The organism is Spirosoma flavus, from assembly GCF_054778555.1.
The window spans coordinates 860,098-884,535 of record NZ_BAAGZL010000003.1; the positions used below are offsets into that span (position 1 = coordinate 860,098).

Genomic DNA, 24,438 nt, shown 5'->3' on the forward strand with positions numbered 1-24,438 from the left:
TCGGCAGACTAGTCAATTGACTCAGCCTACCGACCTTATTCTTTTATAAGCTATACTTAATAAGCCCGCACTAATTTGCCTTCCATAAAGTTTACAAAAGCTTTGTTAACAACTTTATTTCCTCCGGGCGTTGGGTAATTACCTGTGAAATACCAGTCACCCGTGTGATTGGGGCAGGCACGGTGTAAATTGTCAACTGTTTGATAAACAACCGCTACTTCCGCTTTCAGATCAGGGGGCGTCACAATCTGGGCTACTTTCCGAGAGATTTCATCGGGCGTAAATACGTCAAAAAGGGCTTGTACGTAGTTCTGTTGCGAGGCATTGCCCGACTCGATAGCTGCTACGCACTGCGCATAAACTTCCTCCAGCAGGTATTCCTGATTACGATCACGTAGTAAATCGAGTACCGCCCGGAACGCAATAAATTCCTTGAACTTCGACATGTCGATGCCGTAACAATCTGGGAACCGAATTTGCGGAGCCGACGAAACAATTACTATTTTCTTAGGCCCCAGCCGATCCAGCATACGTAATATACTCTTTTCCAGCGTAGTACCACGTACTATCGAATCATCAACAACCACTACGTTGTCTTTCCCTTTTTTGATGACTTCGAACGTGGTGTCATACACATGCGACACCATGTCGTCGCGTTGTGCATCGTCGGTAATGAACGTGCGAAGCTTTACGTCTTTAGAAACCAGTTTCTCGATACGTGGCCGGAACGACAACACGCGATCCAGCTCTTCCTCGAACAGGATTCCCTCCATAATTGCTTTTTTGCGTTGCTTATAGAGGTATTCTTCCAATCCTTCTACCATGCCGAAGAAAGCAGTTTCGGCAGTGTTTGGTATGTAAGAAAAAACGGTGTTTTCGAGGTCGAAGTCTATTTCCTTGAGAACCTGTGGGATAATCAACTTTCCGAGCATTTTACGCTCGTTATAAATATCGGGATCGGTTGCCCGCGAGAAATAAATACGTTCGAAACTACAGGGTTTCTTTTCAATAGGTTCTACAAATTGTTGCTCCCGGTACTCCCCATATTTGTCAACGATAAGCGCGTGGCCAGGTCTCACCTCCTGAATGGCGCTGTAGTCTACGTTGAAGGCCGTTTTGATGGCCGGTTTTTCTGAGGCAACTACAACTACTTCATCATCAGCATAGTAATAAGCGGGACGAATACCAGCCGGATCGCGAGCTACAAACGCAGCACCATAACCCGTCATGCCCACCATCGCATAGCCACCGTCGAAATCACGACACGAGCGATGCAGAACACGCTGTAAATCAAGGTTATCCTCTATGATATCCGATAAATCGGGGTTTTCGTAGATGCCTTTGAATCGTTCAAATACGCGCTGATTTTCTTCGTCGAGAAAGTGGCCTATTTTTTCCATCACCGTAACGGTGTCCACTTTATCTTTCGGATGCTGACCAAGTGAGACGAGTTTGGCAAACAACTCATCTACGTTGGTCATATTAAAATTGCCCGCGACGACCAGATTCCGACTGCGCCAGTTGCTCTGACGTAGCATCGGGTGGCAGTTTTCAATTTCGTTAGATCCGTGCGTACCGTAACGTAGGTGCCCCATCCAGACTTCGCCCGTAAATGCTACGTTCTCCTGAAGCCATTTGGCATCTTTGGCCTTGTCTTTATTGCCTTTTAATGCCTTACGAAATTTTTTGTTGACCTTCTCGAAGATATCCGTCACCGGACGCTGATCGACGGAACGATATCGGCTGATGTAGCGATGACCGTGCGGAACATCGATTTTGATGTTCGCAATCCCGGCACCATCCTGGCCGCGATTTACCTGCTTTTCCATCAGCAGGTAGAGTTTGTTGGCCCCGTAGAGAGGAGTGCCGTATTTGTCGATGTAATATTGGTACGGTTTGCGGAGCCGAACTAGGGCAATGCCGCATTCGTGTTTGATGGCGTCGCTCATGAGTGAGTTGTCGAAGCGCGTTGGTTGTAGTCAGTAATGAAGTAACGGCTCCCTGAAGGCATTGGTTCGCGAGAGTCTATAACAAAGGTAGGCAAAAGGCGGTCTAAATTCCGTCGCCATTATATTTCTTTATTACCCACGGCCACATTAAAGTATATATTAGTATCGACGAAATCGTGCCTACGAGCGAGCCAGCATACACATCCTCAACGAAATGCTGAAATAAATAGACGCGGGAATAAGCCGTCAAAGCCGCCAGCAGAAGAAAAATTATGCCACGTTTTTTTTGCGGATCAATCAAAGCAAGCAACAGAAACATCGCAAAAGCAGTGGTGGTATGTCCCGAAGGAAAACTGTTGTAACTGTATATGTCTAAGCCTTCGATGATATGATACTCAAACGTCGAATGTTCAAAGTAACGTAGCGGACGTAGTGAACCGGGGTAAATTACCGTCTTCAAAAATAGCGACGTAAGTGACGAAAGCGCAAAACTGGCAAACGCCATGAAACCGATACGTCGATTATAGATCAATAACGCCACGCAAACTACTACATAGAATGCCCCGTCGCCCATGTACGTAATGTACGGAAATACCCAGTCACCAATTGAGTTGTTCCGTACATTCACCCATTGCATCAGTTGTTCTTGTGTAGAAACCAGTTGCAATACGCCAACAACCACCAGCAAAAAGGCGTAAGGAAGAAAAAAGAACCAGTTCTTACGTAATAAATTGAAGAGCATTAGGGAGAATGTATGATGTAGAATGTATGGTGTAGAATGCTGATCTATATATTATATATTATACATTCTACATCATACATCATTTAACCGCTTTTTCTACAGTAATGCCTACACTGAGAATATTAAGCAAAGGATCTTGCCGCATGTACTGCCGAATCTGCATAGTGTACTTACCCGGCTTTGGGAACCGGTAATTGCGCTTCATCAGAAACTTATGATCGAAAAGATCGCCGAGACCGTCACCGTTGGGTTTGCCGGTTTTGGGGTCCATCAGGATAAGCTCGTCCAACCGAGATTCTAGCTCTTTTCCCGACTCATCGCGTAAATAACGAGTCAGATACAGATTGTAGTAACCGTACGACAGGCTGTTACGTAAGTTGTAATATATATTATAAGGCACAGAAGCATCGTCGATCTGGAAGGTAAACGAGGGCGCGTTTTTAATGAACCATTTTCCCTCATCAATGTCCGTATATTCCTTATAGACAGCATTTGAATCGCAACTCGCAACGAGTGCCAACAACATCAGTCCTGCAATCCACTGTTTCATAGTTCACTCAAATAATCAACAAAGCTACAACGACGCGACTGGCTTTTCAAATCATAAAAACTATACAAATAGTTTTCAAACGAGAAAAATAGTTTTAAGTTTGTTTTATGGAAAAGCTAACTGCCAAAGAAGAAGAAGTAATGCAGGTGCTCTGGAAAATGGAGCAAGGATATGTCAAAGACATGGTTCCGCAGTTTACGGACCCGCCACTGCACTACAACACCGTTTCGACCATTATTCGAAACCTCGAGGAAAAGGGTTACGTCGGCCACCGAGCCTATGGTAATACCCACGAATACTATCCAATTATTACAAAAGAAGCCTACCAGAATCGGTTTGTGCTAACCAAAGTGGTGGAGCAATATTTCGACAGTTCGTATAAAAATCTGGTTAGCTATTTTGCGGAGAAAGAAAAAATTTCGGCCGATGAGTTGCGTGAGATTCTGGCAATGATCGAACAAAAAAAATAGCGATATGGAAATCCTGCGCTACGTTGTATTAGCCAATTGAAAATTTACAATTTTCAATTGTGAGACAATTCAATATGTAATCTTATATACTGTTTAGCTTTATTTAAGCTTGATTACCGAAATTTCTATTGAATTAATTAAATACATATCAATCAAAGTGATATCCTTTTCGATTAGCACCGTAATTCTCCTTACTGTTCTGTATGTTAATGGCTGGTACGTTATGCTTTTGATCAAAGTATAAGAACATCATCGTACTTGGATCATCCTTGAGCTTAAAAAGAGATGAGGTTATTGGAATCAATTCTGTTTCCAAACGACCTGGTAGTGTTATTGATAAAACAGCATTCTTCCGTTCAATTTTGATCTCAGGCCCTGAATTACCAATTAAATAGATACCGATAATCTTGTTCAAATAAGTAGAGTCTGCCAATACAGCTTGCATATCTTTTTTAGTTTCGTGAACTATTCGAAACCGTCCAGATGACACTACAGTATCTTTCTGATTAGAAATAACTTTAATAGGGATATCCTTTTTTATAATATAGCTACTGTCCTGGCACTTAACCTTATAGGATGCAAATAGACAGAATAGAATAAGGAAGTTCTTCATAAAAAAGGTATTTATCATTATAACGGTAACAGACTAAAGTTGATTAAATGTTTAGTCTGTTACCGTTATTGGTATCTTGCTATTACTGAGGTTCTATGGCGTAATTAATAGTTGGGCCATTCGGACCATTCAATTGTATTGTTCCTGAACCCCATCCACTACTCATGTTGATAGAAGCATTTACGTAGATAGTGCCTGACTGTGTAATCGTCACACCATTAGCAATACTAGTATTTACGTTAGCTTCTAAACCAATAGAGCCAATAAGACTATTAGGACCTATGCTACCTGTACCTGTTAATCCACCACCAAGTTGATATTGAATTTGTTGCTGATAGCTGTAATAAATGTTACCGATGACGGTGCTTTGACCATTATTATAGTAGGAAGTCGTTGGTGCATATGTTGACCAACTAGGCGCATTATTGCCATAAACGGCAACCCCATAACTGACAGCTTTACCAGTACTAACCTCATACGTGACAACAACCGATACCCAAACCGTTTGTCCATTGATTTGAATTGGTAAATCAACTCTCCATGTATTTTGTACTCCATCATCGAAATTATCTTCTTCACATTCGTCCATCCAAGGATCACATCCTGATCTAGCTCCTTTAGGGTTTAGCTGATTGTGATCTTTCAATAATTTATAAATTGTTGGATTTTGGCCGGTTGCAGCCATTGCACGCAAATATGCCCACGTGACTCTCCGTGCTTTTCCTTTAGGCTCCTTTCCTACTCTGGCTGATGCTTCCTTAGTTATTTCGTCAGAGGTACTGCGAGAACAACTTGAAAATAGAGCCAAAGCAATCATAAAAGCTACTTGATAAAATAGCCGTAAAGGGCTAATAAGCGAGTTAATTGAGAAAGTATTCATATTATTTGTGGTTTTGTTGATTATTGAAAACTAATTAACTATTATACTGAATTAATATAAATTAAAAAATAGTTAAATTTATTATATAAATATACTTATTTATATTTATATTCATCAAAAGTAAATACTTAACTAATATTTATTATCAAAATAGAGTCTGAGACAAGTTTATTATACTTAGAGTTTACCTTTAAACTTCAAGATTTTTCCAAGCAAACAGCACCTATAACTGTATATTGCTTTTCCGTTCCCTCATGGGCTACTCCTCAGCATAGCCCACGTCCGTTTCGACTAATATATTTCTCTCACTTTATAGTAGTTTACAACTCCGCTACCCAAAAGCGTTCAGGTGTGGATTATACGTTAACTAATGATCCATGTACTCCTTCACGAACCGCTTCAATGGCTCCGGCCTGAAGCAACGTATCTCCTTGATAAACTGCCAACGTTCTGGCTCAACAACGTGGTGGCGCTACGTTGCCTGGACGGTTGTGATGAGTATTATGGGACTCGCTTGTCGGCATAGGCAACTAGAAAATGTGCCTCTAAAGGCTACGTTGCCCCAAACGAACGTAACCCACACTTTGATAGCTGACCTCAAAAATTGCTGGTTTCTACTATCTAGCCTATCATCCGGCCACCAAACACGAGTAGTTAATGGTAAACGAATCAATATGGGTTTAGCCCAGCACTATCCGCTACTATTGTGTTTGCGCGAAAATCATCTGGCCCTCAAATCGGCAGATTCCCTTCAGACGAAACTATTTATCAATGGACAGGAAAAATCGGCTCAGGCGCTGTCAGCACTAACTTTCGAGGAAGTTGATGAGCTGATGACATACCAGAAACTGGAACAGATGCTCGACGCCGAAATGTATCCAGAATCTTTTCGGATATACATCAGCACTACTCATAAAACACCCCGGCAGAACTTTACTCGAGCGAGCTGGAAAAAGTTTCTATCAGCTAACGCACTGACCGATTATCCCCTCGGCTATTCCAATAGCTTTTCCATGAATAAATTGATGGAAGCTATATTTTTTAGCGATAAACATGCTTTTGTGACCCGCACCAAAGACGATTACCTGAAGCTATATGATGACTACGCGCACAATATCGACGTATATATAAACGGGCTCGCGGTTAAACCTGCACGGATTGAAAGTGTACATATTCGCGAAGTTGACAAGCTCTATACGCACGAGCGGCCATTTTATGAATGGGCTGATAGCACTCGGCAGGTTCATCGATTTGTTCTCTACGTTCAGACAGCTCCCAAACGTGCCAAGCGCGATAGCAGTTACTACGTTTTCAGCCCCTTTTACTCCGGAGATTTTTAAATAAAGCAGGTGGCAATCTGTAGATTCATTTACTATCTACAAATTGCCACCTGTTTTATTTATTCGCAACTAATTTCCTCTAGGCTTCTTCTTTTTCTTTTTGGGAGAACGTGACGTGTACTTGGCATCCAGTTTTTGTAAATCGCTGTTGAGAGCACCTGGAGCCATAGATTCCTTTTCGCCGATGGGCGTTAGTACGTCGAACGATTCAGGAGTAATGCCTTTTTTATTCAGTTCAACGATTTCGAGTACGCGGACGATGGGCAATGCATGCCAGGTACTTTCAGCCCCGTAGCCAAACCACATCAACTTTCGAAAAATATCCGTTTTCTGCAAATACGCTTTGCCTTTCTGCGTTTCCAGCGGTTTATCGATGGTTGGAATATCGCGGAGAGCATCCATATACGTATCAAGCTCGTAATTCAGACAGCATTTCAATCTCCCGCATTGCCCGGATAATTTCGCTGGATTGAGCGACAAATTCTGATAACGAGCTGCCGACGTAGCAATATTTTTAAAATCAGTGAGCCAGGTCGAGCAGCAGAGTTCACGTCCGCAGGAGCCTATTCCACCCAAACGACCTGCTTCCTGTCGCAAGCTAATTTGGCGCATTTCGATACGTGCCTTAAACTCACTCGCCAGCATTTTGATTAGCTCCCGAAAATCAACGCGCTCTTCCGACGAATAATAGAACGTAGCTTTGCTGTTATCTGACTGAAACTCAACGTCAGAGAGTTTCATACTCAGCTTCAGCTCACGAATAATTTCGCGGGAACGATAGAGAGCGGGCAGATCACGTAGCACGGCCTGCTCGTGCCGTTCCATATCTTTTGGCGTAGCTATTCGGTGAATCACTTTGGTATCGTCGGTAATTTTGACGCCCCGTTTTTTCACCTGCAAACGTACCAGTTCACCTTGCAGCGATACAGCACCAATATGAAAGCCCGATTGCATTTCGGCCACTACGTAGTCACCTGTAGTAAGATCGAGTTGATGAACGTTGCGATAGTATTCTTTACGTCCACCCTTAAATTTCACCTCTACTACGTCATATCGTTTTAGACCGGGCATGGCGATGTCGCTTAGCCAGTCGAACGAATTCAATTTATTACAACCTCCAGAGCTGCATCCGCCACTTCCACATCCTGCAGTAGCCGTTTTCTGGCCGTTGGATGCTCCGTTTTGAGTGCCACACCCGCCGGTTGCGCAGGATTTACAACTCATATAGATATATCGTTATAGAGTTGTACGGTTTTAGGGTTGTGTTGTTAAGGCATTAAAAATTACTCATGAACTTTATAACTATACAACACTAAAACTTTATAACTCTGTGATCAATCAGCATACCGGATCAGGTCAACCCCAATGTCACGGCGATACTGTTTTCCATCAAATTGCACCATCCGGGCCGCTTCCTGCGACTTTCGGACAGCATTTTCGAGCGAATTTGCCTGTGCCGTTATGGCCAGTACACGTCCGCCATTCGTTACTACGTCGCCATTTTTGGCGAGCGTTCCGGCATGAAATGCCATTACGTCGTCCAGACGCTCTAACTCTGAAATAACCTGACCCGTCTCATACGCACCGGGGTATCCACCCGACACCAGCACAGTCGTTACGGCTGTCTGCGGAGAGACTTGTACGTCGAGTTTGTCAAGTTCACCATCGGCCGTAGCCACCATGAGTTCAACAAAATCAGTTTGAATACGTGGCAATACTACTTCTGTTTCAGGGTCGCCCATACGTGCGTTATATTCAATAACGTATGGCTCGCCATTAACTTTCATCAACCCGACAAATATAAAGCCTTGGTAACGAATACCTTCCTGCTTCAAACCGTCGAGGGTTGGTTTTACAACTTTGTCTTCAACCTTCTTCAAAAACGTTTTGTTGGCAAAAACCACTGGCGAAACAGCACCCATGCCACCTGTATTGGGCCCGGTATCATCTTCGCCGATACGTTTGTAATCTTTGGCTTCGGGCAGAATCTTATAGTTCTCACCGTCGGAAAGCACGAAAACCGACAATTCGATACCACGCAAAAACTGCTCCACAACCACTTTGCTACCAGCTTCGCCAAACTTCTGTCCTTCAAGCATTTCACGGATAGCAGTCTGCGCGCTGGCTGTTGTTTCGGCAATAATTACCCCTTTACCAGCCGCAAGACCATCCGCTTTAAGGACAACAGGCAATGCATGGGTTTCCAGATACGTCAATCCATCCTGAAGTGTTTCGGCCGTAAACGTTTGTGAAGCCGCTGTCGGAATGCCATAACGTAGCATGAATTGTTTGGAGAAATCCTTGCTGCCCTCCAGTTGAGCTCCTTTAGCATCGGGGCCAACGATACGTAGATTAGCTAAATCGGGGGTGTTACGTATAAAATCGACGATACCTTTCACCAATGGCTCTTCTGGACCAACAACGAGCAAGTCGATTTGGTGGTCGCGAATGGCTTTCACAACCGCCGAAAAATTGGTAAAAGTGATGGGTAAATTAGTAGCAACTTGGGCTGTTCCCGCATTTCCGGGTGCTACAAACAACGTATCACACAACGGGCTCTGCGCCATTTTCCACGCAAACGCGTGTTCACGCCCACCCGACCCCAGTATTAGTATATTCATAAATAGTGATGAGTGATGAGTGATGAGTGATGAGTAGTTGTACGTCAGCCGCATTCACTACTCATGACTCATTACTCATCACCTAGTTTGCTACTTCCGACAGGAACTTGATGCGCATCAAACGCAAATCCTGTTCGGTGAAATCATCTCCCCCAAATTCACGCATGGCGATGGCGATGTTATCGCTTTCGGCCCGCATGAAGTAGTCATAGATTTCATCCTGTCGGTCTTCATCCATTACCTGATTAATGTAATAATCAAGATTTAATCGTGTTCCAGAATAACAAATGTGCTCGATTTCCTCCATCAAATCTTCCATCGATAGCGATTTCGATTCGGCGATCTCATCTAAATCAATCTTGCGGTCGATTTGCTGAATGATGAAAATCTTGACTTTGGATTTATTGACGGTCGACTTTACTACTACGTCTTTCGCCGTTTCAATCTCATTATCTTCTACGTACTTGGTAATCAGATCAATGAACGGCCGTCCAAATTTCTGTACCTTACCCATTCCGACTCCATTAATCTGGGCCATTTCTTCCCGCGTGGTCGGATAGGTCGTCGCCATTTCTTCCATAGATGTCTCCTGGAAAATAACGTAGGGCGGCAGGTTTTTTTCTTTAGCAATCTTCTTGCGAAGCGCTTTTAGCAGACCGAGTAATTCTTCATCATAGGCTACACCTCCCGACGATGGTGCCGAGTCTTTGTCATCATCTTCTTTTGTATCAGCCGTTTGCTGTTCGTAGTCGTGGTCTTTTGAGAGCGTTATCGGATACGGATCTTCGATGTAATTCAAACCACGCTGCGTGAGCTTCAGAATGCCGTGATTATCCACATCCTTTTCCAGATACCCATAAATGGTAATCTGTTTGATGAGTGAGCACCAGAAATTACAGTCGTCATTAAACTCGCGCCCTTTGCCATATACGTCAAGTCTATCGTGTTCATAACTTGTTACGTACTGGTTGTGAGTAGCCGTTAATACGTCGGCCAGATGCGCTACGTCGAAACGCTGGTCCGTTTGCAAAACGGTTTGCAGCGCCAGTACTACTTCATGCTGCGCCTTGTACTTCTCAGTCGGCTTTACACAATTATCGCAGAAACCACAGTCTTTGTCTAGAAACTCACCGAAATAACCCAGCAACTGCCGACGACGGCAAACGCCCAAATTAGCGTATGACACCATTTCGTGAAGCAGGTGTTTGGCGTTGTCGCGTTCAGTAACTGGTTTGTCTTTATTAAATTTTTCCAGCTTCACGATATCGTCGTAGCTGTAAAACATTACGCAGTTACCTTCCAGTCCATCGCGGCCCGCCCGACCGGTTTCCTGATAGTAGCCTTCGAGCGATTTGGGCGCATCGTAGTGAATAACGAACCGAACATCTGGCTTGTCGATGCCCATCCCGAACGCAATAGTCGCGCAGATTACGTCAACATCTTCGTTCAGAAACGCATCCTGGTTATGCATACGCGTCTGCGGATCCAGACCGGCGTGATAGGGCAGCGCTTTTATATCGTTAACGCTCAGCAATTCAGCAATTTCTTCGACGGTCTTGCGACTCAGGCAATACACAATCCCCGATTTGCCTTTATTCTGCTTAACGTATTTGATAAGCTGTTTTTTGGCATCAACTTTCGGTTTGATCTCGTAGAAAAGGTTTTTCCGATTGAAAGACGACTTATAGAGATTGGCGTCTTCCATCTGCAGGTTTTTCTGAATATCCTGCTGTACCTTGGGGGTAGCCGTAGCCGTAAGCGCGATGACCGGCAGGTTACCAATGTTATCGACAATTCCCCGTATTTTTCGATACTCTGGCCGGAAATCGTGCCCCCATTCGGAAATACAGTGCGCTTCGTCGATGGCAACAAATGAGATATTGGCTTTCTTTAAAAAATCCAAATTCTCTTCTTTTGTTAATGATTCGGGAGCAATATAAAGAAGTTTCAACGTGCTGTTGAGCGTATCTTTTTTCACCTTGTTCATTTCCGCTTTCGACAGCGTCGAATTGAGAAATTGAGCATTGATACCGAAGGCATTTAACTGGTCAACCTGATTTTTCATCAGGGCAATCAAGGGCGAAATCACCACCGCAGTGCCATCACTAACAATAGCAGGCAATTGATAACACAGTGATTTACCGGCTCCGGTGGGCATGATAACAAACGTATTACGCCCGGCCATGATACTATAAATAATAGCTTCCTGCTCACCCCGAAACTGACCGTACCCAAAAATTTCTTTTAATCGCTCTTTAAGCGTCGCATGGACTGACTCATCAACCTGCATCATTCTACAAATCGTACAAAAGTTACTTTACTCTTCTATGTTGCCGTATCTTTGCTTTATAAAGTTAGCGAATATACGTAGCAAACGGGTCTTGATAAACAAAACTAATATTGAAAGTAGTAAAAAATACGCAAATGGTCGCCCATTCAGTGCTGTTGGCTGAAGCTGATGCCATTCGCAAAGCGGCTGATTTGCTTGATGACCAGTTCGATGCTGCCGTCGAAGTGATTTTGCAAACAACTGGTCGACTGGTAGTGACGGGTGTAGGCAAAAGCGCATTGATCGGGCAAAAAATCGTTGCTACGTTGAACTCTACAGGAACTCCGGCCTTGTTTATGCACGCGGCCGATGCCATTCACGGCGATCTGGGTATGATTCAGGAGAATGACGTAGTAATGCTGATTTCTAAAAGTGGTAATACGGCTGAAATTAAGGTTTTGTTACCATTGTTGAAGCGTGCGGGCGTTCGACTAATTGCTCTCGTGAGCGCGCGCGATTCTTATTTAGCACAACACGCCGATTACATACTAAATGCCTACGCCGAACGCGAAGCCGACCCTCTAAACCTGGCACCAACCACCAGCACTACAGTGGCACTGGCACTTGGTGATGCGCTGGCAGTTTGTCTCCTTAAAATGCGCGGATTTACGCGGCAGGATTTTGCCCGTTATCATCCAGGTGGCTCACTTGGCAAAAAACTTTATCTGAAGGTTGCTGATATTTTTCCACACAATCAGTGTCCGAAGGTATCGCCCGATACGCCCGTTCGGGATTTGATTTTCAATATTTCAGCTAACCGGCTAGGTGCAACAGCCATCGTCGATGAGCAGGGATTATTAGCCGGAATTGTTACAGACGGCGATATTCGGCGCATGGCTTATCAACACGATTCGTTCTGGCAGCTTTGCGCCCGCGATATAATGACTCATTCTCCTATCTGCGTATCGCCTGATGATTATGCTGTAGCCGCGTTGCAAATCATGCAGGAACGTAACATTACCCAACTGATCGTGGCTGAAGAGGGGCATCTTAGAGGTTTCGTGCATCTCCACGATTTGCTAAAAGAAGGTTTAGTATAATTTTCGACCTACACAATACGCATAAAATTCTTATATTCAAGCAATTGCAATTGATTTTTATATAATTAGTACTGCTTAACAAGTAAATTCTTCTGTTTAAGGAAATTTCATAAATGTTCAACAATGTGGTGGTTTAAGATTCCACAGTATGGGGGAAATATTCCACACTCCACAATTAATTCCACAAACGTATATAGGTATTAAAAATATTTTAACATACCTTCAAAATTCTCATTTTCAGTATATTACAAGAGAAAATTAAGTAACAATTCTGATTTTCGAAAAGACTGGTTTTGTTTTTGTCTAATAGCTTAACAGATTTGATTCAACAGGAAAAACTTAAACGACCATGACCGCTCTTGAATTTACCCATCATATCGGCAAAGTATCGAAATCACTGCGCCCATTCGCCCTCCGTCTAACGAAAGATGTTGAAGACGCAAATGACTTGCTACAGGATACTTTATTAAAGGCGTTTACCAACCGCGATAAATATACGGACGGTACTAACCTTAAGGCGTGGCTCTATACTATTATGAAGAATACGTTCATAACCAATTATCAGCGTATGCTACGTAAGAACACGTTCATCGATACGACGGATAACTTACACTACATCAACTCGACCGAAAGCAGCACCGATAACCTCGCTTATTCGTCGTTTGCTCAGGATGACATTAACCGGGCTGTTAATCGGCTCGACGACACATACAAGACTCCATTTATGATGCACTTCCGGGGTTTTAAATACCACGAGATTGCTGCTAAACTAAATATCCCCATCGGCACCGTGAAAAATCGTATTCACATTGCCCGCAAGGAATTGAAAGATCAGTTAAAAGTTTACGCTTATTTCAATGCGTAGCGATACTTTTTCAATCATGCTCCGTCTAAGGAATATTGATTGAGTAGTTTTTGGTTAAAAAAGAGGAAGGTTCGAAAAGCTGGAGGGAATCCCCTCCAGCTTTTTTGTTTTATATATCTTATAATCAACTAATTAAGAAACGTATCAAAACTGAGACGAAATGACTTTGTCGACTGTCAACTTCCTGTAAAATCCTCTTAAATCAGGTCCGAAACGTACTACCAACTACATTTTTACGAGCTTCAAAACTGGTCTGTCACGTGTTTTTGCAGAAAAAATTGAAAAATTTTTCATGAATTTTTACGTAGCTGTTTGAGCGACTGGACGAAACATGTTTACTTGCTCGTTCACCACAGACGTCAGTTTGGAATGAAAAAATTCCAAGAGTCTCAAACAAACAAATTATATCTACAATCGCTTACCAGACAAACCCAATCAATCAAGACGTACTAATGCCCCGACGTATACTTGTAATCGGAGCCGGATTCGCTGGGCTGGCCGCTGCTACCAGTCTCGCCGATAAAGGTTACGACGTTACCATTCTTGAAAAAAATAGTACGCCCGGTGGCCGCGCCCGCGTATTTCAGGCCGAGGGATTTACCTTCGATATGGGCCCTAGCTGGTATTGGATGCCCGACGTTTTCGAAAATTACTTTGCTCGCTTCGGTAAAAAACCTTCCGATTATTATAATCTAGTCCGGCTCGACCCGTCATACAGCGTTATTTTTGGTCCGGACGACGTAGTGAATATTCCTGCGGGAATGCCCCAACTAGAGGCACTGTTTGAACAGTTAGAAACCGGAAGTACAACTAAACTGCGAGCGTTTCTAAAACAGGCTGCTTATAAATACGACGTTGGAATGAACCAGTTCGTCTGGAAACCCAGCCGGTCGATTACTGAGTTTTTAAGCCTGAAATTGCTTTTCGACGTAGCGCGGCTGGACGTATTTCAGTCATTCGCTATTCACGCCCGAAAATTTTTCAAAAATTCCCGTCTACTTGAAATCATCGAATTTCCTGTGCTTTTTTTGGGTGCTACGCCCGAAAATACGCCTGCTATGTACAGTCTGATGAACTATGCGGAGATGGCAATGGGCACGTGGTATCCGATGGGCGGTATGCACGAAATCGTGAAAGCGATGGTAAGTCTGGCGGAAGAAAAGGGCGTAAAAATTCTTCTGAATCAGACGGTTCAGAAAATCGAGATAGCGAAAAATCAGGTGCACAACGTAGTAACACAAGATGGTATTTTCGAAACGGACGTAGTAGTGGCCGGTGCCGATTATCATCATGTTGAATCCAAACTTGTCGACGCTACGTATCGAAACTATAGTGATACGTATTGGCAAAGTCGGGTGATGGCTCCTTCGTCGCTGCTATTCTATCTGGGTATCAACAAACGAGTGCCACGCTTACAGCACCACAATCTTTTCTTTGACGAAAATTTTAAGCTGCACGCACAGGAGATTTACGAAACACCACGCTGGCCAAGCAAACCGCTGTTTTACGCGTCGGCTCCGTCGAAAACCGATCCCAGCGTAGCACCGGAAGGTTGCGAAAACCTGTTTCTGCTGATTCCGGTAGCGCCTGATCTTACGGACGACGAAGCAACGCGCGAACATTATTTTGATCTATTAATGGACCGGCTCGAAGCGTATGTGGGCGAAGATATCCGAAACCACATCGTTTATAAACGAAGTTACGCGCACCGCGATTTCAAAAGCGATTATAACGCGTTTCGGGGCAATGCGTATGGTCTGGCTAATACGTTGCGACAAACGGCACTTTTAAAACCTGCGTTAAAGAACAAACGGGTAAACAACTTGTTCTACACCGGTCAACTCACCGTACCGGGGCCGGGAGTGCCGCCCTCGCTAATTTCGGGGCTGGTTGTAGCGGATGAGGTTGCCAAAGAATTTCGTTAACTTACAGACTTGAGTAAATGTAGAATGTAAAATGAATACCAAATAACGTTCTTTCAGCTGACTATCGGGACTAAAATTATTCATTACATCGTATCAATTATTCAGTCAATTAACCCTTACCTCTTTACTTTATGATGGCGTTGTTCAACACAACTGCGATGGAATGTAGTAAACTTGTTACCGAGCGTTACAGTACGTCTTTTACGTTGGGGATCAAGACCTTAGATCGCAAATTCCACATGCCGATTTATGCCATCTATGGGTTTGTGCGGTATGCCGATGAAATTGTTGATACGTTTTACGAACACGACCAGAAAAACCTGCTCGAACGTTTTCGGCACGATACGTATCAGGCCATTGAGGAAGGTATCAGCATGAATCCCATTCTTCATTCGTTCCAACTGATTGTCAGAGAATACAAAATTGAACACGAGTTGATTGAATCGTTCCTGAAAAGTATGGAAATGGATTTGTATCAACAGCAATATGACGCGGACGGCTATGACGAATATATTTATGGTTCTGCCGAAGTAGTTGGTCTGATGTGTCTGCGCGTGTTCTGCGAGGGTGATAAAGCTGAATTTGACCGGCTATGCGGACCGGCTCGTAAGCTAGGATCGGCTTTCCAGAAAGTGAATTTCCTCCGCGACCTGAAAAGCGATTTTGTTGATCGGGGACGTACCTATTTCCCCGGCATCGATTTTAAAGACTTCTGCAGCGACACTAAACAGCATATAGAAGCTGATATTCAGCAGGATTTCGACGAGGCTTATATTGGTATCATGAATCTGCCGCGTGGTGCCCGAATGGGCGTTTACCTGGCTTATATGTATTACCAGACGCTGTTCAACAAAATCAAACGGTTACCAGCCTCCCGTATCCAGAACGAACGAATCCGGGTGCCGAACCCACAAAAAATAGCCCTGCTGGCCCAAACTTACCTTAAGTATCGGCTAAATGTGATTTAGAGACAAGCCGCCCTCCGTGCCTTTTCGCTATCTTTGCGCAAACAATCAAATATCCACAATGGTAGCCGAAGCAAGCCTTTCGCCAGAAGTGATGGCACGTTATGAAGCCGTTATCGGCCTGGAGGTGCACTGTCAGTTACTAACACAAAGTAAAATTTTCGCGGCCGATGCCAATGCGTTTGGCGCTGAGCCAAATACCAACATTAGCGTCATTACGTTGGGGCATCCCGGTACGTTGCCAAAACTTAACCGTAAAGCCGTTGAATACGCCGTTCGGATGGGGCTGGCCTGTGGTTGCAGCATCACGCGACGTAACGTTTTTGCCCGCAAAAATTATTTTTATCCCGATCTGCCAAAAGGCTACCAGCTTTCACAAGACAAAGGTCCAATCTGTGTTGGTGGGGGCGTTCCAATAACTGCCAAAGATCCTGCTACGGGTAAACCTTATCAGACAACCATTCAGATTCATCATATCCATCTGGAAGAAGATGCTGGCAAAAGCATTCATGATGGCAGCGACTGGACTACGCAACTGGACTACAACCGCGCCGGAACGCCACTGATCGAGATGGTAACAGATCCTTGCCTACGTACTGCCGACGAAGCCGGTCAGTACCTAACCGAGGTCCGTCGACTGGTACGTTATCTGGATATCTGCGATGGTAATATGGAAGAAGGTTCGCTACGTTGTGACGTAAATATTTCCATCCGTCTGAAGGGAGCAACACATCTCGGCACGAAGGTTGAGGTAAAGAACTTAAACTCAATTCGGAACGTAATGCGAGCAGTTGAAGCGGAATTTCGGCGGCAGGTTGAACTAACGGAATCCGGTGCTGGCGAACGTATCACGCAGGAAACACGCACATTCGACGCGGCTACGGGACAAAGCTATTCCATGCGCGAGAAAGAAACCATGAACGACTATCGCTACTTTCCTGATCCTGACCTTACTCCGGTTCTAATTTCGGACGAGTGGTTGGCTGATATTCAGGAACGTATGCCAACCTTACCCGCAGCGCTGCATCAGAAATTCACGACCACGTATGGTCTTCCAGATTATGACGCTACGTTGCTGACTGATGCGAAAGAGTTAGCAGAGTTCTACGAAGCCGTTTGTGCAAAAACCAGTAATTATAAAGCGGCCTCGAACTGGGTGATGGGTCCGGTGAAAGGGCAGCTTAACGAAAAAACGTTACGTGAGCGAAAGTTCCCGGTTTCGGCTGATCAACTGGCAGCTTTATTATCCTTGATAGACGAAGGAACGGTAAGCCAAACGGCTGCGCAACAGGTATTTACGCTGATGATTGACGCACCCGAAGCAACTCCCGCCGATCTCGCCAGCGCACACGGATTAATTCAGAATCGCAATACGGATACGTTGCAAACGTTGGTAGAAGAAGTACTGGCGGCCTGGCCCGACAAAGTGGAGCAATACCGAAAAGGCAAGAAAAATCTGCTGGGTTTATTTATGGGTGAGGTTATGAAAAAATCAAAAGGTTCGGCTGATCCCAAATTGGTTAACGAGTTATTAGCGAAGACACTCCAAAAACAATGAAGAACGTAGTTTTCACCATCCTCAGTTTGCTGGCCGCTGGCGTCGCGGCTCAGGCTCAGGCCACTAAGCCTTTCACCGTAACCGGTAAGATCAAAAATGCCGCTCCCGGTAGTTATGTCTATCTGGAGGCTAATACCCAGCCGACTCGCAAACTCGATTCGGTCAAAGTTGCCGCTGGTAACACCTTCACGCTCAAAGGCAACGTAGCGGAAGGGGGTGAAGTTTTCGTCCTGAATGTGGGCGGAGGCCAGAAAATGGCGTTACTGGTTGAAGGCGGTGAAACGCTTAACGTAACAGCCGACGGTTTCCGGATGGATGCCAAAACTGGACAGGTTGGAAAGGCATCGGTTACAGGCTCCAAAAATATGGAGTACTACGAAAAACTGATGGCGCTACGTACCGATATGGAAACCAAAGTGCAGAACTGGAACAAACAGATGGCTGCCGCTACGGAGAAAAAAGACAATAAAAAAGCCGCTCAGATTGAGCAGGAATATCAGGCCGCTGAGCAGGACGTAGTGACCAAAGTGAAAGCTATGCTACCTGAAATGGGTACGTCGCTGGTGTCATTGTTTGCACTAAATTTCATAAATATTGAGAACGATTTTGCTACGTATGAATCACTGGCGAATCGTTTCGAAAAGGAAAATCCAAATAGCCCGCACGCTAAATCACTCATTGGCCGCGTGGCACGTATCAAAGGCGTATCGGTTGGTGCTCAGGCTCCTGAGATTGCGCTCAGCGATACAACAGGCAACCCGGTTCCGCTTTCTTCGTTACGTGGCAAATACGTATTACTTGATTTCTGGGCGTCGTGGTGTGGACCGTGCCGGGCCGAAAATCCGAACGTAGTACGGATGTATAATAAGTACAAAGACAAGGGCTTCGCCATCTACAGCGTCTCGCTCGATCAGGCAAAAGCCAATTGGACCAAAGCCATACGTAACGACAACCTCACCTGGACCCACGTATCCGATTTGAAATTCTGGCAATCGGCAGCGGCTCAGCAATACGGCGTTCAGGCCATCCCCGCTACGTTCCTGCTCGACAAGGATGGAAAAATCATCGCGAAGAACCTTCGGGGCGAAGCGCTGGAGCAAAAATTAGAAGAAGTTCTCAAAGGTGGCCAATGAGTTAACCGCTAGTCATTAGTTTTGCAGGGTCAGGTTTTATTAACCTGACCTTTTTTGTTTATCACTTCATCAGCATGTATCATTTTTGGCAGCTTTGGCGGCTTATTCATTCATTTTTAGTTCTTGAAAAATGAAAATTGCAATTGTTGGCTGTGGTAATATGGGTATGGCGTTTGCCAAATCGTTTCTCCAATATGATCTGGTAAAAAAAGATGACCTGCTACTCATCGAAAAAAGCGCTGATCGATCGGAAGCGCTCAAAGCTGAGAAAGCCGGGGTTGTGGTCGATACGATCAGCCCACGCGTTGGCGATGCCGATTTGATTATTTTGTCAGTCAAACCGCAGGATTTCAATAGCGTACACGAATCGCTACGTGATGTAGTTCGGCCGAATCAAGTGGTTTTGAGTATTATGGCTGGTATTCCAATTAGCCAGATTCAGGAAAAGTTGGCGCACCCGCTGGTGGTTCGGGCCATGCCCAACACACCTGCCATGCTCGGCATGGGCATCACCGGTTTTACGGCCGCGAAAGAAGTCGATTTAGCCAACCTGCGCCGGGTCGAAAACCTCATCAACGCAACGGGTCGGTCAATTTTTCTTGAAGATGAAGCCATGCTGGATGCAGTAACGGCTCTTAGTGGTAGCGGTCCAGCTTACTTTTACTACGTTGTGAAAGCCATGATTGACGCCGGTAAACAAATGGGTTTCGATGATGCCGTATCGGCCTTGCTGGTTAAACAAACCATGCTTGGTGCGTATCACCTCATCAACACTGCTGACAAATCGCTGGACGATCTCATCAAAGCCGTTGCCTCGAAAGGCGGTACTACCGAAGCCGCGCTACGTACCTTCGAGAGCGGTGCTTTGTCTGATACGTTGGTAGCAGGCATCAAAGCCGCTCAGGTTCGGGCTACAGAGTTGTCGAAGGGGTAGTTGAATTTGAATAAGGCCCAAACAGGCTCCGGCTGTTTGAGCCGAAGGCTAATTTGTAGTTATAATTCAAACAGCCGGAGCCTGTTTGGGCCTTAGTTCATCTTTTTCAACGCTTCTGCTACTTCAATCGGCCGGTCTGTTTCCAGGATAGTGGCTCCGTCAGCAATAATCGCTCGGTAGGCGGCTGCCCGTTCTTTGGAACTGGTTAATTTATCGTACGACGAAGCCGCTGAAATCATGCACATAATACCACGTCCGTTCAGCAGTTGGTACAATTGCTTGTTTTCCGGTTTTACCGTCGGGCCGATATAGGCTATCATGTTGGATGTCGGAATACCCGCTTTTTCGTAGGCATCCAACTCGGCTTTGTTTTTGATAAACACCGAAAACATGCGATTTTTATTATCCTTGAGGTAATACTGAGCCTGTTCGGGCGCGTGAACCGTAAGCATCATAAATGCATCGGCGTTGAGTTTTCGGATGAGAGCGGCCGTCATTGCAAACGGTACGTCCTTTCGGTCGAGGTTGAGGATGGTTTTGCCACGCGCCCACTCAATGACTTCGGCGAGTGTCGGAATTCGATGCTCCGTTACGTTACCTTCTGCATCTTTCAGCCGAAGTTTTTTCAGTTCTTCCCATGTATAATTCGACAGTTTGCCGGTGCCCGTGGTGGTACGATCTAACGTAGCATCGTGCAGGAGTACAATTACGCTGTCTTTGGTCAGGCGCGGGTCGATTTCAAAAAAAGCGGGTGTGTGTTTTAGCGTATTTTCGAACGTAGCAATGGAATTTTCCGGAAAGCCTTTCACCATTCCGCCCCGGTGCCCACTAATGATGGGTCCTTTCTGGCTCGACCATTTGAAGTAGTCGTGCAGATCCTGAACCGTTTTTATCGGAAGCGTTTGTAAGGACTGGGCATTTAGCTGAAAACCCGAAACTATAATCAGTAACGTAGCAGATGTGATAAAGGAAATTATGGTCTGTTTCACACGCATGAGTACTTTCGTTTTTTAGTAATTGATACGTTTTTATTACCGGCAGTTCAATTTCAACAAACTAAATTCTCCTTCCTCGTCTAGATTGAATAACGTAACGGACGAATTTTCCTGAACCAACCTTCTGTAATTTCTAAGCGGCATACCCAGCTTCCAGGCCATGTAAAATCGATTTACTGCATTATGGGCAACCACCAGAATTATTCCATTCGGATGTTTTTGGCGCATTTCTTCAAAAAATGCATTTACCCGTTCCACAATGTCGGTAGCGGTATCACCTTCGCCACCAGCGCGAGTTGTGTCCGGTTCCTGACACCAATCCTCCCATAGTTGTGGAGCTTCAGCAATAAATTCTTCGCGGGTTTTTCCTTCCCATTTCCCAAAACTGGCTTCGATCAAGCGAGCATCTACCACTACGTTGTTTGGCTTTCCCGAAGCGATTTGCGCGGTAATAAATGCGCGTTGGAGGGGTGATGAATAAATAGCGTCGAACGAAATATCCTTTAGCACACTGGCGGCAAGATGCGCTTGCTGGATACCTTTTTCGGTCAGACCAATGTCAGATGCACCACAATATCGATTGCCATCGGCATTCCAGAACGTTTCACCATGACGTAACAAATAGACAGTCAGCATATTATTATTCACTTAATAAATCCTCTTTCTCGTAAAGCCCCTAAAAATTGTGTGTACCCTTCGTCGTACGGTTTTATCCAATCGGCACGAGGGAGAACCTCTTTTTCAACTTGCGTCATCGCCAGCGCGGCCTCGCTCAATGACTCGAAGTACGTTTGTGAAGCGGCCAGAATAGCGGCTCCAACAGCACCCGTTACGTGTCTGCATTTGTAGATAGGCCGGTTCAATACCGCACTACGTATCATCAACCACGTATCACTGTTACTGGTGCCGCCCGCCGTATATACCGCCTTGACTGTTTCACCCGAAAGCTGTTCAATTAGTTTGTAAGCGTATCGTTCGACGTAAGCAACGCCCTCCATACTGGCCGCAAATAACTCAGCTTCCGAAAGTCCATCAGGAGCGAAACCACGCGCATTGGGTGAAATAAACGGAAATCGCTCACCCAACTGACGTAACGGATAAGCAATGTTAAACGTAGGAATGAGCTGAGCTGCTTTTTCATTCAGCGCCTGAAGATCATTTCCAAAATCGGTTGCTACCCAGTCAGCACCGATATTGCTGGCGCCCCCCGGCATCCAATACCCTTGCGGATGTCGGTGACTATAGAGCCGCCCCTCCGGATCGATCAGCTCGTTTGCCGTTACCCCCTTGACGACCAACGTAGTACCGATAGTCGTATTCCAATCGCCCGGCCGAACAGCGCCCGAAGCCACTTGTGAGGCACAGCCATCCGTCATACCAGCAACAACTGTTATTGCAGGCAGCCCCAGTTCAGAAACTAATTCAGGTAGCAACGTAGCGATAGGTTTTCCAGAAGCAACTACGTCCTGCATCCAACTTTTCTGCAATGGTAACTGATCAAATAGGTACGTTGGCCAGCAATCATTTGCTACGTCGTAGCCTGATTTTAGCGCATTGGTATAATCCGTAACGCGAAATTTACCGGATAGCTTACCCGTAATGTAATCGGCCGCGTGTATCCAGGTGTAAATTCGACTCGCCTTTTCTGGAAATTGATTGACGAACCACACCATTTTCGACAGTCCACTCGACGCATTAAATCCCGTATAACCTTCGGGATGATACGTTTCGGCAATATTTTTACAGTACTTTCCTTCAGCCGCCGAACGCGGGTCACTATACATGAGCGCATCATGTAGCGGTTCGTTACGTTCATCCAGCGGAATCACCGTACCCGAGGTTGACGTAACAGCTACTGATCTAATGTCTTGCTTCAATTCGCTGGTCGATGCATCGGCCAGTAGCGTTTTGAGGCAGCGTAGACAGGATTCCCACCATTGCTGGGGCGATTGCTCAAGCCGGGATTGCTCTGTTAATGCAAAAGATTCTGATGCCGAGCCTTTCAGCGCCCCTTTCCCGTCAACCAGAACAACCCGAACGCCCTGTGTACCAACGTCGATTCCAATAAAATAAGCAGGCATTAACTCAAGGTTTTAAAGGTCTGACGAACGCGCTTCCAGTCGGCGTATAAATCCATAAAACGCGGCTCGTTAGTTGGAACAAGGGTTTCCAGTGTGGATGGTTCAGGGTCGGGAAAACCCAGCGCCTGGTTGCACACAAATACGCCACCAACCACCGATGCCTGTCGATACGTATCGCGAATGATGATGTTTTTCCGGGTCAGATTGGCTAGATATTGACGTAGCACCCGACTTTGTACTCCTCCCCCACACGCCCAGATGTAGTCCAGCGAATGAGGACTGACCTGACAGAGACTTTTATAATTCTCGTAGATGCTACAGGCAATATCCCAGAGCGTAGCAAACACGAAATCGCCACGCGTCAACTGGTGCGAAACCGGCGTATTGAACAGAAAACCACCTCGAATAAGGGGCATTTTTTCATCCGCCAGCAACGACCCCAAAGCGGCCACGCACTGCGATTGCTCACTGGCAATAACCTCCTGTTCAATCGTTTCGTAGGCTTCGTTGGGATAGAAAATTTCTTTCAATCGCTGGTAATTGAGTCCCGTTACGCCGGCGTTGGCTTCCAGAATGAAACTATCGGCGTCGGTATGGCGGCTGGTCCAGGTACGTTGCTGACTATCAGTTATGTAGTGAGCCGCTATCTGGGTGATGGGCGTAGTGGTACCGGACACAATCACGACATCATCAACCGAAGGCTGGGTACTTCGGATGGCCAGTTGCGTATCAGCACCGCCAACAACCACCAGCGCTTCGGACGTAATACCAAGCTCAGCAGCAATCGACTCATGGATTTTACCCAAAACTGTTCCAGATGCTACCAGAGGTGGTAAAAGCGACGTATCAATACTGAACGTAGCACATAGATCTGTTGACCACCGTTTGGCTGCTACGTCGTAAAGAAGCGTTTCGGAAGCTTGCGAATGTTCATACCCAGCGATGCCGCTCAATTGATACTGAACCCAATCGCTGATACTCAGGAACGTAATTACATTTTGCCAGATGTTTTCTCTACGTTGCCGTAATCCAACGAGTTTCAGAGCGGAAAAAAGCGAGGTCGGGTAGCGACCGGTCAGGCTATAGACCCAATCTTTGTCGGCGATGTCGTTTTCCCATTCACGGCCCCGATGGTCAATGTTGGGCATGCCAATGAGCGATTGTCCGTCTCTATTCACGACGACAATGCCTTCACGCTGACTCGTGGCCGTTACGGCCCGTATTACTACGTTGCCGACATTGGTTAGCGCTGTTTTTGCAAGCCGAAGAACTTGTCCCCAAGTCTGTTCAGGATCGAAATATATGGATTCCGGATAATGGCTATCGCGCTCATACCGAACATCTTCGCGTTCAACGTGAAGAATTTGGCCATCCGGTTTTGCTACGGCTACCCGAACGTTTCCCGTCCCGACATCAATAATCAGATAAGCGTCCTGTGCTGTCATTGT

Annotated in this window: 22 protein-coding genes; 10 read left to right on the forward strand and 12 right to left on the reverse strand. The window is 45.4% G+C overall.

The features are described from left to right. Positions 1-56: 56 nt before the first annotated feature. From ACYVF1_RS20015 to ACYVF1_RS20025, 3 genes are all read right to left on the reverse strand, one after another. Positions 57-1,949 carry an amidophosphoribosyltransferase gene (locus ACYVF1_RS20015; RefSeq protein ID WP_461082101.1) on the reverse strand — a complete coding sequence of 631 codons (1,893 nt, stop codon included), beginning with the start codon at positions 1,947-1,949 and terminating at the stop codon, positions 57-59. A 103-nt stretch (positions 1,950-2,052) separates the two neighbouring features. Next, positions 2,053-2,691, reverse strand: a complete 639-nt coding sequence (locus ACYVF1_RS20020) for a phosphatase PAP2 family protein (protein WP_461082103.1) — start codon at positions 2,689-2,691, stop codon at positions 2,053-2,055. 79 nt (positions 2,692-2,770) lie between these two features. After that, the gene (locus tag ACYVF1_RS20025) at positions 2,771-3,241 is read right to left on the reverse strand and encodes a gliding motility lipoprotein GldH (protein WP_461082105.1); all 471 of its coding nucleotides are present in this window, start codon (positions 3,239-3,241) and stop codon (positions 2,771-2,773) included. A gap of 107 nt (positions 3,242-3,348) precedes the next feature. Here ACYVF1_RS20025 and ACYVF1_RS20030 point away from each other — a divergent pair, with 107 nt between their 5' ends. Continuing rightward, on the forward strand, positions 3,349-3,711 hold the full coding sequence (locus tag ACYVF1_RS20030; protein ID WP_461082107.1) for a BlaI/MecI/CopY family transcriptional regulator: 363 nt from the start codon (positions 3,349-3,351) through the stop codon (positions 3,709-3,711). Positions 3,712-3,859: 148 nt separating this feature from the next. On the opposite strand, the gene ACYVF1_RS20035 is transcribed toward ACYVF1_RS20030, so the two are convergent. Both ACYVF1_RS20035 and ACYVF1_RS20040 read right to left on the reverse strand, forming a co-directional pair. After that, positions 3,860-4,324, reverse strand: a complete 465-nt coding sequence (locus ACYVF1_RS20035) for a hypothetical protein (protein WP_461082109.1) — start codon at positions 4,322-4,324, stop codon at positions 3,860-3,862. Between the two features lie 82 nt (positions 4,325-4,406). Then, positions 4,407-5,204, reverse strand: a complete 798-nt coding sequence (locus ACYVF1_RS20040; RefSeq protein ID WP_461082111.1) for a hypothetical protein — start codon at positions 5,202-5,204, stop codon at positions 4,407-4,409. Between the two features lie 370 nt (positions 5,205-5,574). Between ACYVF1_RS20040 and ACYVF1_RS20045 the strand changes: the two genes are divergently transcribed. Together ACYVF1_RS20045 and ACYVF1_RS20050 are read left to right on the forward strand one after the other, a co-directional pair. Continuing rightward, positions 5,575-5,730, forward strand: coding sequence for a hypothetical protein (locus tag ACYVF1_RS20045; protein ID WP_461082113.1), 156 nt, complete (start codon positions 5,575-5,577; stop codon positions 5,728-5,730). 148 nt (positions 5,731-5,878) lie between these two features. Further along, a complete protein-coding gene (locus ACYVF1_RS20050) occupies positions 5,879-6,544 on the forward strand; it encodes an immunoglobulin domain-containing family protein (RefSeq protein ID WP_461082115.1) in 666 nt (221 codons plus the stop codon). 69 nt (positions 6,545-6,613) lie between these two features. On the opposite strand, the gene ACYVF1_RS20055 is transcribed toward ACYVF1_RS20050, so the two are convergent. The 3 genes from ACYVF1_RS20055 to recQ form a co-directional block, all read right to left on the reverse strand. Beyond that, complete coding sequence (locus ACYVF1_RS20055; protein WP_461082117.1) at positions 6,614-7,768, reverse strand: PSP1 domain-containing protein; 1,155 nt, start codon at positions 7,766-7,768, stop codon at positions 6,614-6,616. A 110-nt stretch (positions 7,769-7,878) separates the two neighbouring features. Next, positions 7,879-9,165, reverse strand: a complete 1,287-nt coding sequence (gene purD / locus ACYVF1_RS20060; protein WP_461082119.1) for a phosphoribosylamine--glycine ligase — start codon at positions 9,163-9,165, stop codon at positions 7,879-7,881. Between the two features lie 82 nt (positions 9,166-9,247). Then, positions 9,248-11,458 (reverse strand): DNA helicase RecQ, encoded by a 2,211-nt coding sequence (gene recQ / locus ACYVF1_RS20065; RefSeq protein WP_461082121.1) that lies wholly within the window; start codon positions 11,456-11,458, stop codon positions 9,248-9,250. 107 nt (positions 11,459-11,565) lie between these two features. On the opposite strand from recQ, the gene ACYVF1_RS20070 reads away from it, so the two are divergent. From ACYVF1_RS20070 to proC, 7 genes are all read left to right on the forward strand, one after another. Then, on the forward strand, positions 11,566-12,534 hold the full coding sequence (locus tag ACYVF1_RS20070) for a KpsF/GutQ family sugar-phosphate isomerase (RefSeq protein ID WP_461082123.1): 969 nt from the start codon (positions 11,566-11,568) through the stop codon (positions 12,532-12,534). 349 nt (positions 12,535-12,883) lie between these two features. Beyond that, positions 12,884-13,399, forward strand: a complete 516-nt coding sequence (locus tag ACYVF1_RS20075; RefSeq protein WP_461082125.1) for an RNA polymerase sigma factor — start codon at positions 12,884-12,886, stop codon at positions 13,397-13,399. Positions 13,400-13,851: 452 nt separating this feature from the next. Continuing rightward, positions 13,852-15,324 carry a phytoene desaturase family protein gene (locus ACYVF1_RS20080; RefSeq protein WP_461082127.1) on the forward strand — a complete coding sequence of 491 codons (1,473 nt, stop codon included), beginning with the start codon at positions 13,852-13,854 and terminating at the stop codon, positions 15,322-15,324. Positions 15,325-15,455: 131 nt separating this feature from the next. Then, positions 15,456-16,292, forward strand: a complete 837-nt coding sequence (locus ACYVF1_RS20085; RefSeq protein WP_461082129.1) for a phytoene/squalene synthase family protein — start codon at positions 15,456-15,458, stop codon at positions 16,290-16,292. Between the two features lie 58 nt (positions 16,293-16,350). Continuing rightward, entirely contained in the window at positions 16,351-17,847 is a 1,497-nt protein-coding gene (gene gatB / locus ACYVF1_RS20090) for an Asp-tRNA(Asn)/Glu-tRNA(Gln) amidotransferase subunit GatB (protein WP_461082131.1), read from the forward strand. Beyond that, positions 17,844-18,980 (forward strand): redoxin domain-containing protein, encoded by a 1,137-nt coding sequence (locus ACYVF1_RS20095; RefSeq protein ID WP_461082133.1) that lies wholly within the window; start codon positions 17,844-17,846, stop codon positions 18,978-18,980. The genes gatB and ACYVF1_RS20095 overlap by 4 nt, the downstream gene beginning before the upstream one ends. Positions 18,981-19,110: 130 nt before the next feature. Next, positions 19,111-19,914 (forward strand): pyrroline-5-carboxylate reductase, encoded by an 804-nt coding sequence (gene proC / locus ACYVF1_RS20100; RefSeq protein ID WP_461082135.1) that lies wholly within the window; start codon positions 19,111-19,113, stop codon positions 19,912-19,914. A gap of 92 nt (positions 19,915-20,006) precedes the next feature. Here proC and ACYVF1_RS20105 read toward each other — a convergent pair whose 3' ends face one another. Genes ACYVF1_RS20105 through ACYVF1_RS20120 form a run of 4 tightly spaced genes read right to left on the reverse strand, consistent with a single transcriptional unit; the run spans position 20,007 to position 24,435 of the window. Then, positions 20,007-20,909 (reverse strand): glycerophosphodiester phosphodiesterase family protein, encoded by a 903-nt coding sequence (locus ACYVF1_RS20105; RefSeq protein WP_461082138.1) that lies wholly within the window; start codon positions 20,907-20,909, stop codon positions 20,007-20,009. 36 nt (positions 20,910-20,945) lie between these two features. Continuing rightward, entirely contained in the window at positions 20,946-21,545 is a 600-nt protein-coding gene (locus ACYVF1_RS20110) for a histidine phosphatase family protein (RefSeq protein WP_461082140.1), read from the reverse strand. Positions 21,546-21,553: 8 nt separating this feature from the next. Continuing rightward, complete coding sequence (locus tag ACYVF1_RS20115; RefSeq protein ID WP_461082142.1) at positions 21,554-22,990, reverse strand: FGGY-family carbohydrate kinase; 1,437 nt, start codon at positions 22,988-22,990, stop codon at positions 21,554-21,556. Further along, on the reverse strand, positions 22,990-24,435 hold the full coding sequence (locus tag ACYVF1_RS20120; RefSeq protein ID WP_461082144.1) for an FGGY-family carbohydrate kinase: 1,446 nt from the start codon (positions 24,433-24,435) through the stop codon (positions 22,990-22,992). Before ACYVF1_RS20120 ends, ACYVF1_RS20115 begins: the two co-directional genes overlap by 1 nt. Positions 24,436-24,438: the final 3 nt, after the last annotated feature.

Bases quoted from the DNA above. Each gene is read 5' to 3' on its own strand.
- ACYVF1_RS20015 (WP_461082101.1), bottom strand. From the start codon at position 1,949: ATGAGCGACGCCATCAAACACGAATGCGGCATTGCCCTAGTTCGGCTC.
- ACYVF1_RS20020 (WP_461082103.1), bottom strand. From the start codon at position 2,691: ATGCTCTTCAATTTATTACGTAAGAACTGGTTCTTTTTTCTTCCTTAC.
- ACYVF1_RS20025 (WP_461082105.1), bottom strand. From the start codon at position 3,241: ATGAAACAGTGGATTGCAGGACTGATGTTGTTGGCACTCGTTGCGAGT.
- ACYVF1_RS20030 (WP_461082107.1), top strand. From the start codon at position 3,349: ATGGAAAAGCTAACTGCCAAAGAAGAAGAAGTAATGCAGGTGCTCTGG.
- ACYVF1_RS20035 (WP_461082109.1), bottom strand. From the start codon at position 4,324: ATGAAGAACTTCCTTATTCTATTCTGTCTATTTGCATCCTATAAGGTT.
- ACYVF1_RS20040 (WP_461082111.1), bottom strand. From the start codon at position 5,204: ATGAATACTTTCTCAATTAACTCGCTTATTAGCCCTTTACGGCTATTT.
- ACYVF1_RS20045 (WP_461082113.1), top strand. From the start codon at position 5,575: ATGATCCATGTACTCCTTCACGAACCGCTTCAATGGCTCCGGCCTGAA.
- ACYVF1_RS20050 (WP_461082115.1), top strand. From the start codon at position 5,879: ATGGGTTTAGCCCAGCACTATCCGCTACTATTGTGTTTGCGCGAAAAT.
- ACYVF1_RS20055 (WP_461082117.1), bottom strand. From the start codon at position 7,768: ATGAGTTGTAAATCCTGCGCAACCGGCGGGTGTGGCACTCAAAACGGA.
- purD (WP_461082119.1), bottom strand. From the start codon at position 9,165: ATGAATATACTAATACTGGGGTCGGGTGGGCGTGAACACGCGTTTGCG.
- recQ (WP_461082121.1), bottom strand. From the start codon at position 11,458: ATGATGCAGGTTGATGAGTCAGTCCATGCGACGCTTAAAGAGCGATTA.
- ACYVF1_RS20075 (WP_461082125.1), top strand. From the start codon at position 12,884: ATGACCGCTCTTGAATTTACCCATCATATCGGCAAAGTATCGAAATCA.
- ACYVF1_RS20080 (WP_461082127.1), top strand. From the start codon at position 13,852: ATGCCCCGACGTATACTTGTAATCGGAGCCGGATTCGCTGGGCTGGCC.
- ACYVF1_RS20085 (WP_461082129.1), top strand. From the start codon at position 15,456: ATGATGGCGTTGTTCAACACAACTGCGATGGAATGTAGTAAACTTGTT.
- gatB (WP_461082131.1), top strand. From the start codon at position 16,351: ATGGTAGCCGAAGCAAGCCTTTCGCCAGAAGTGATGGCACGTTATGAA.
- ACYVF1_RS20095 (WP_461082133.1), top strand. From the start codon at position 17,844: ATGAAGAACGTAGTTTTCACCATCCTCAGTTTGCTGGCCGCTGGCGTC.
- proC (WP_461082135.1), top strand. From the start codon at position 19,111: ATGAAAATTGCAATTGTTGGCTGTGGTAATATGGGTATGGCGTTTGCC.
- ACYVF1_RS20105 (WP_461082138.1), bottom strand. From the start codon at position 20,909: ATGCGTGTGAAACAGACCATAATTTCCTTTATCACATCTGCTACGTTA.
- ACYVF1_RS20110 (WP_461082140.1), bottom strand. From the start codon at position 21,545: ATGCTGACTGTCTATTTGTTACGTCATGGTGAAACGTTCTGGAATGCC.
- ACYVF1_RS20115 (WP_461082142.1), bottom strand. From the start codon at position 22,990: ATGCCTGCTTATTTTATTGGAATCGACGTTGGTACACAGGGCGTTCGG.
- ACYVF1_RS20120 (WP_461082144.1), bottom strand. From the start codon at position 24,435: ATGACAGCACAGGACGCTTATCTGATTATTGATGTCGGGACGGGAAAC.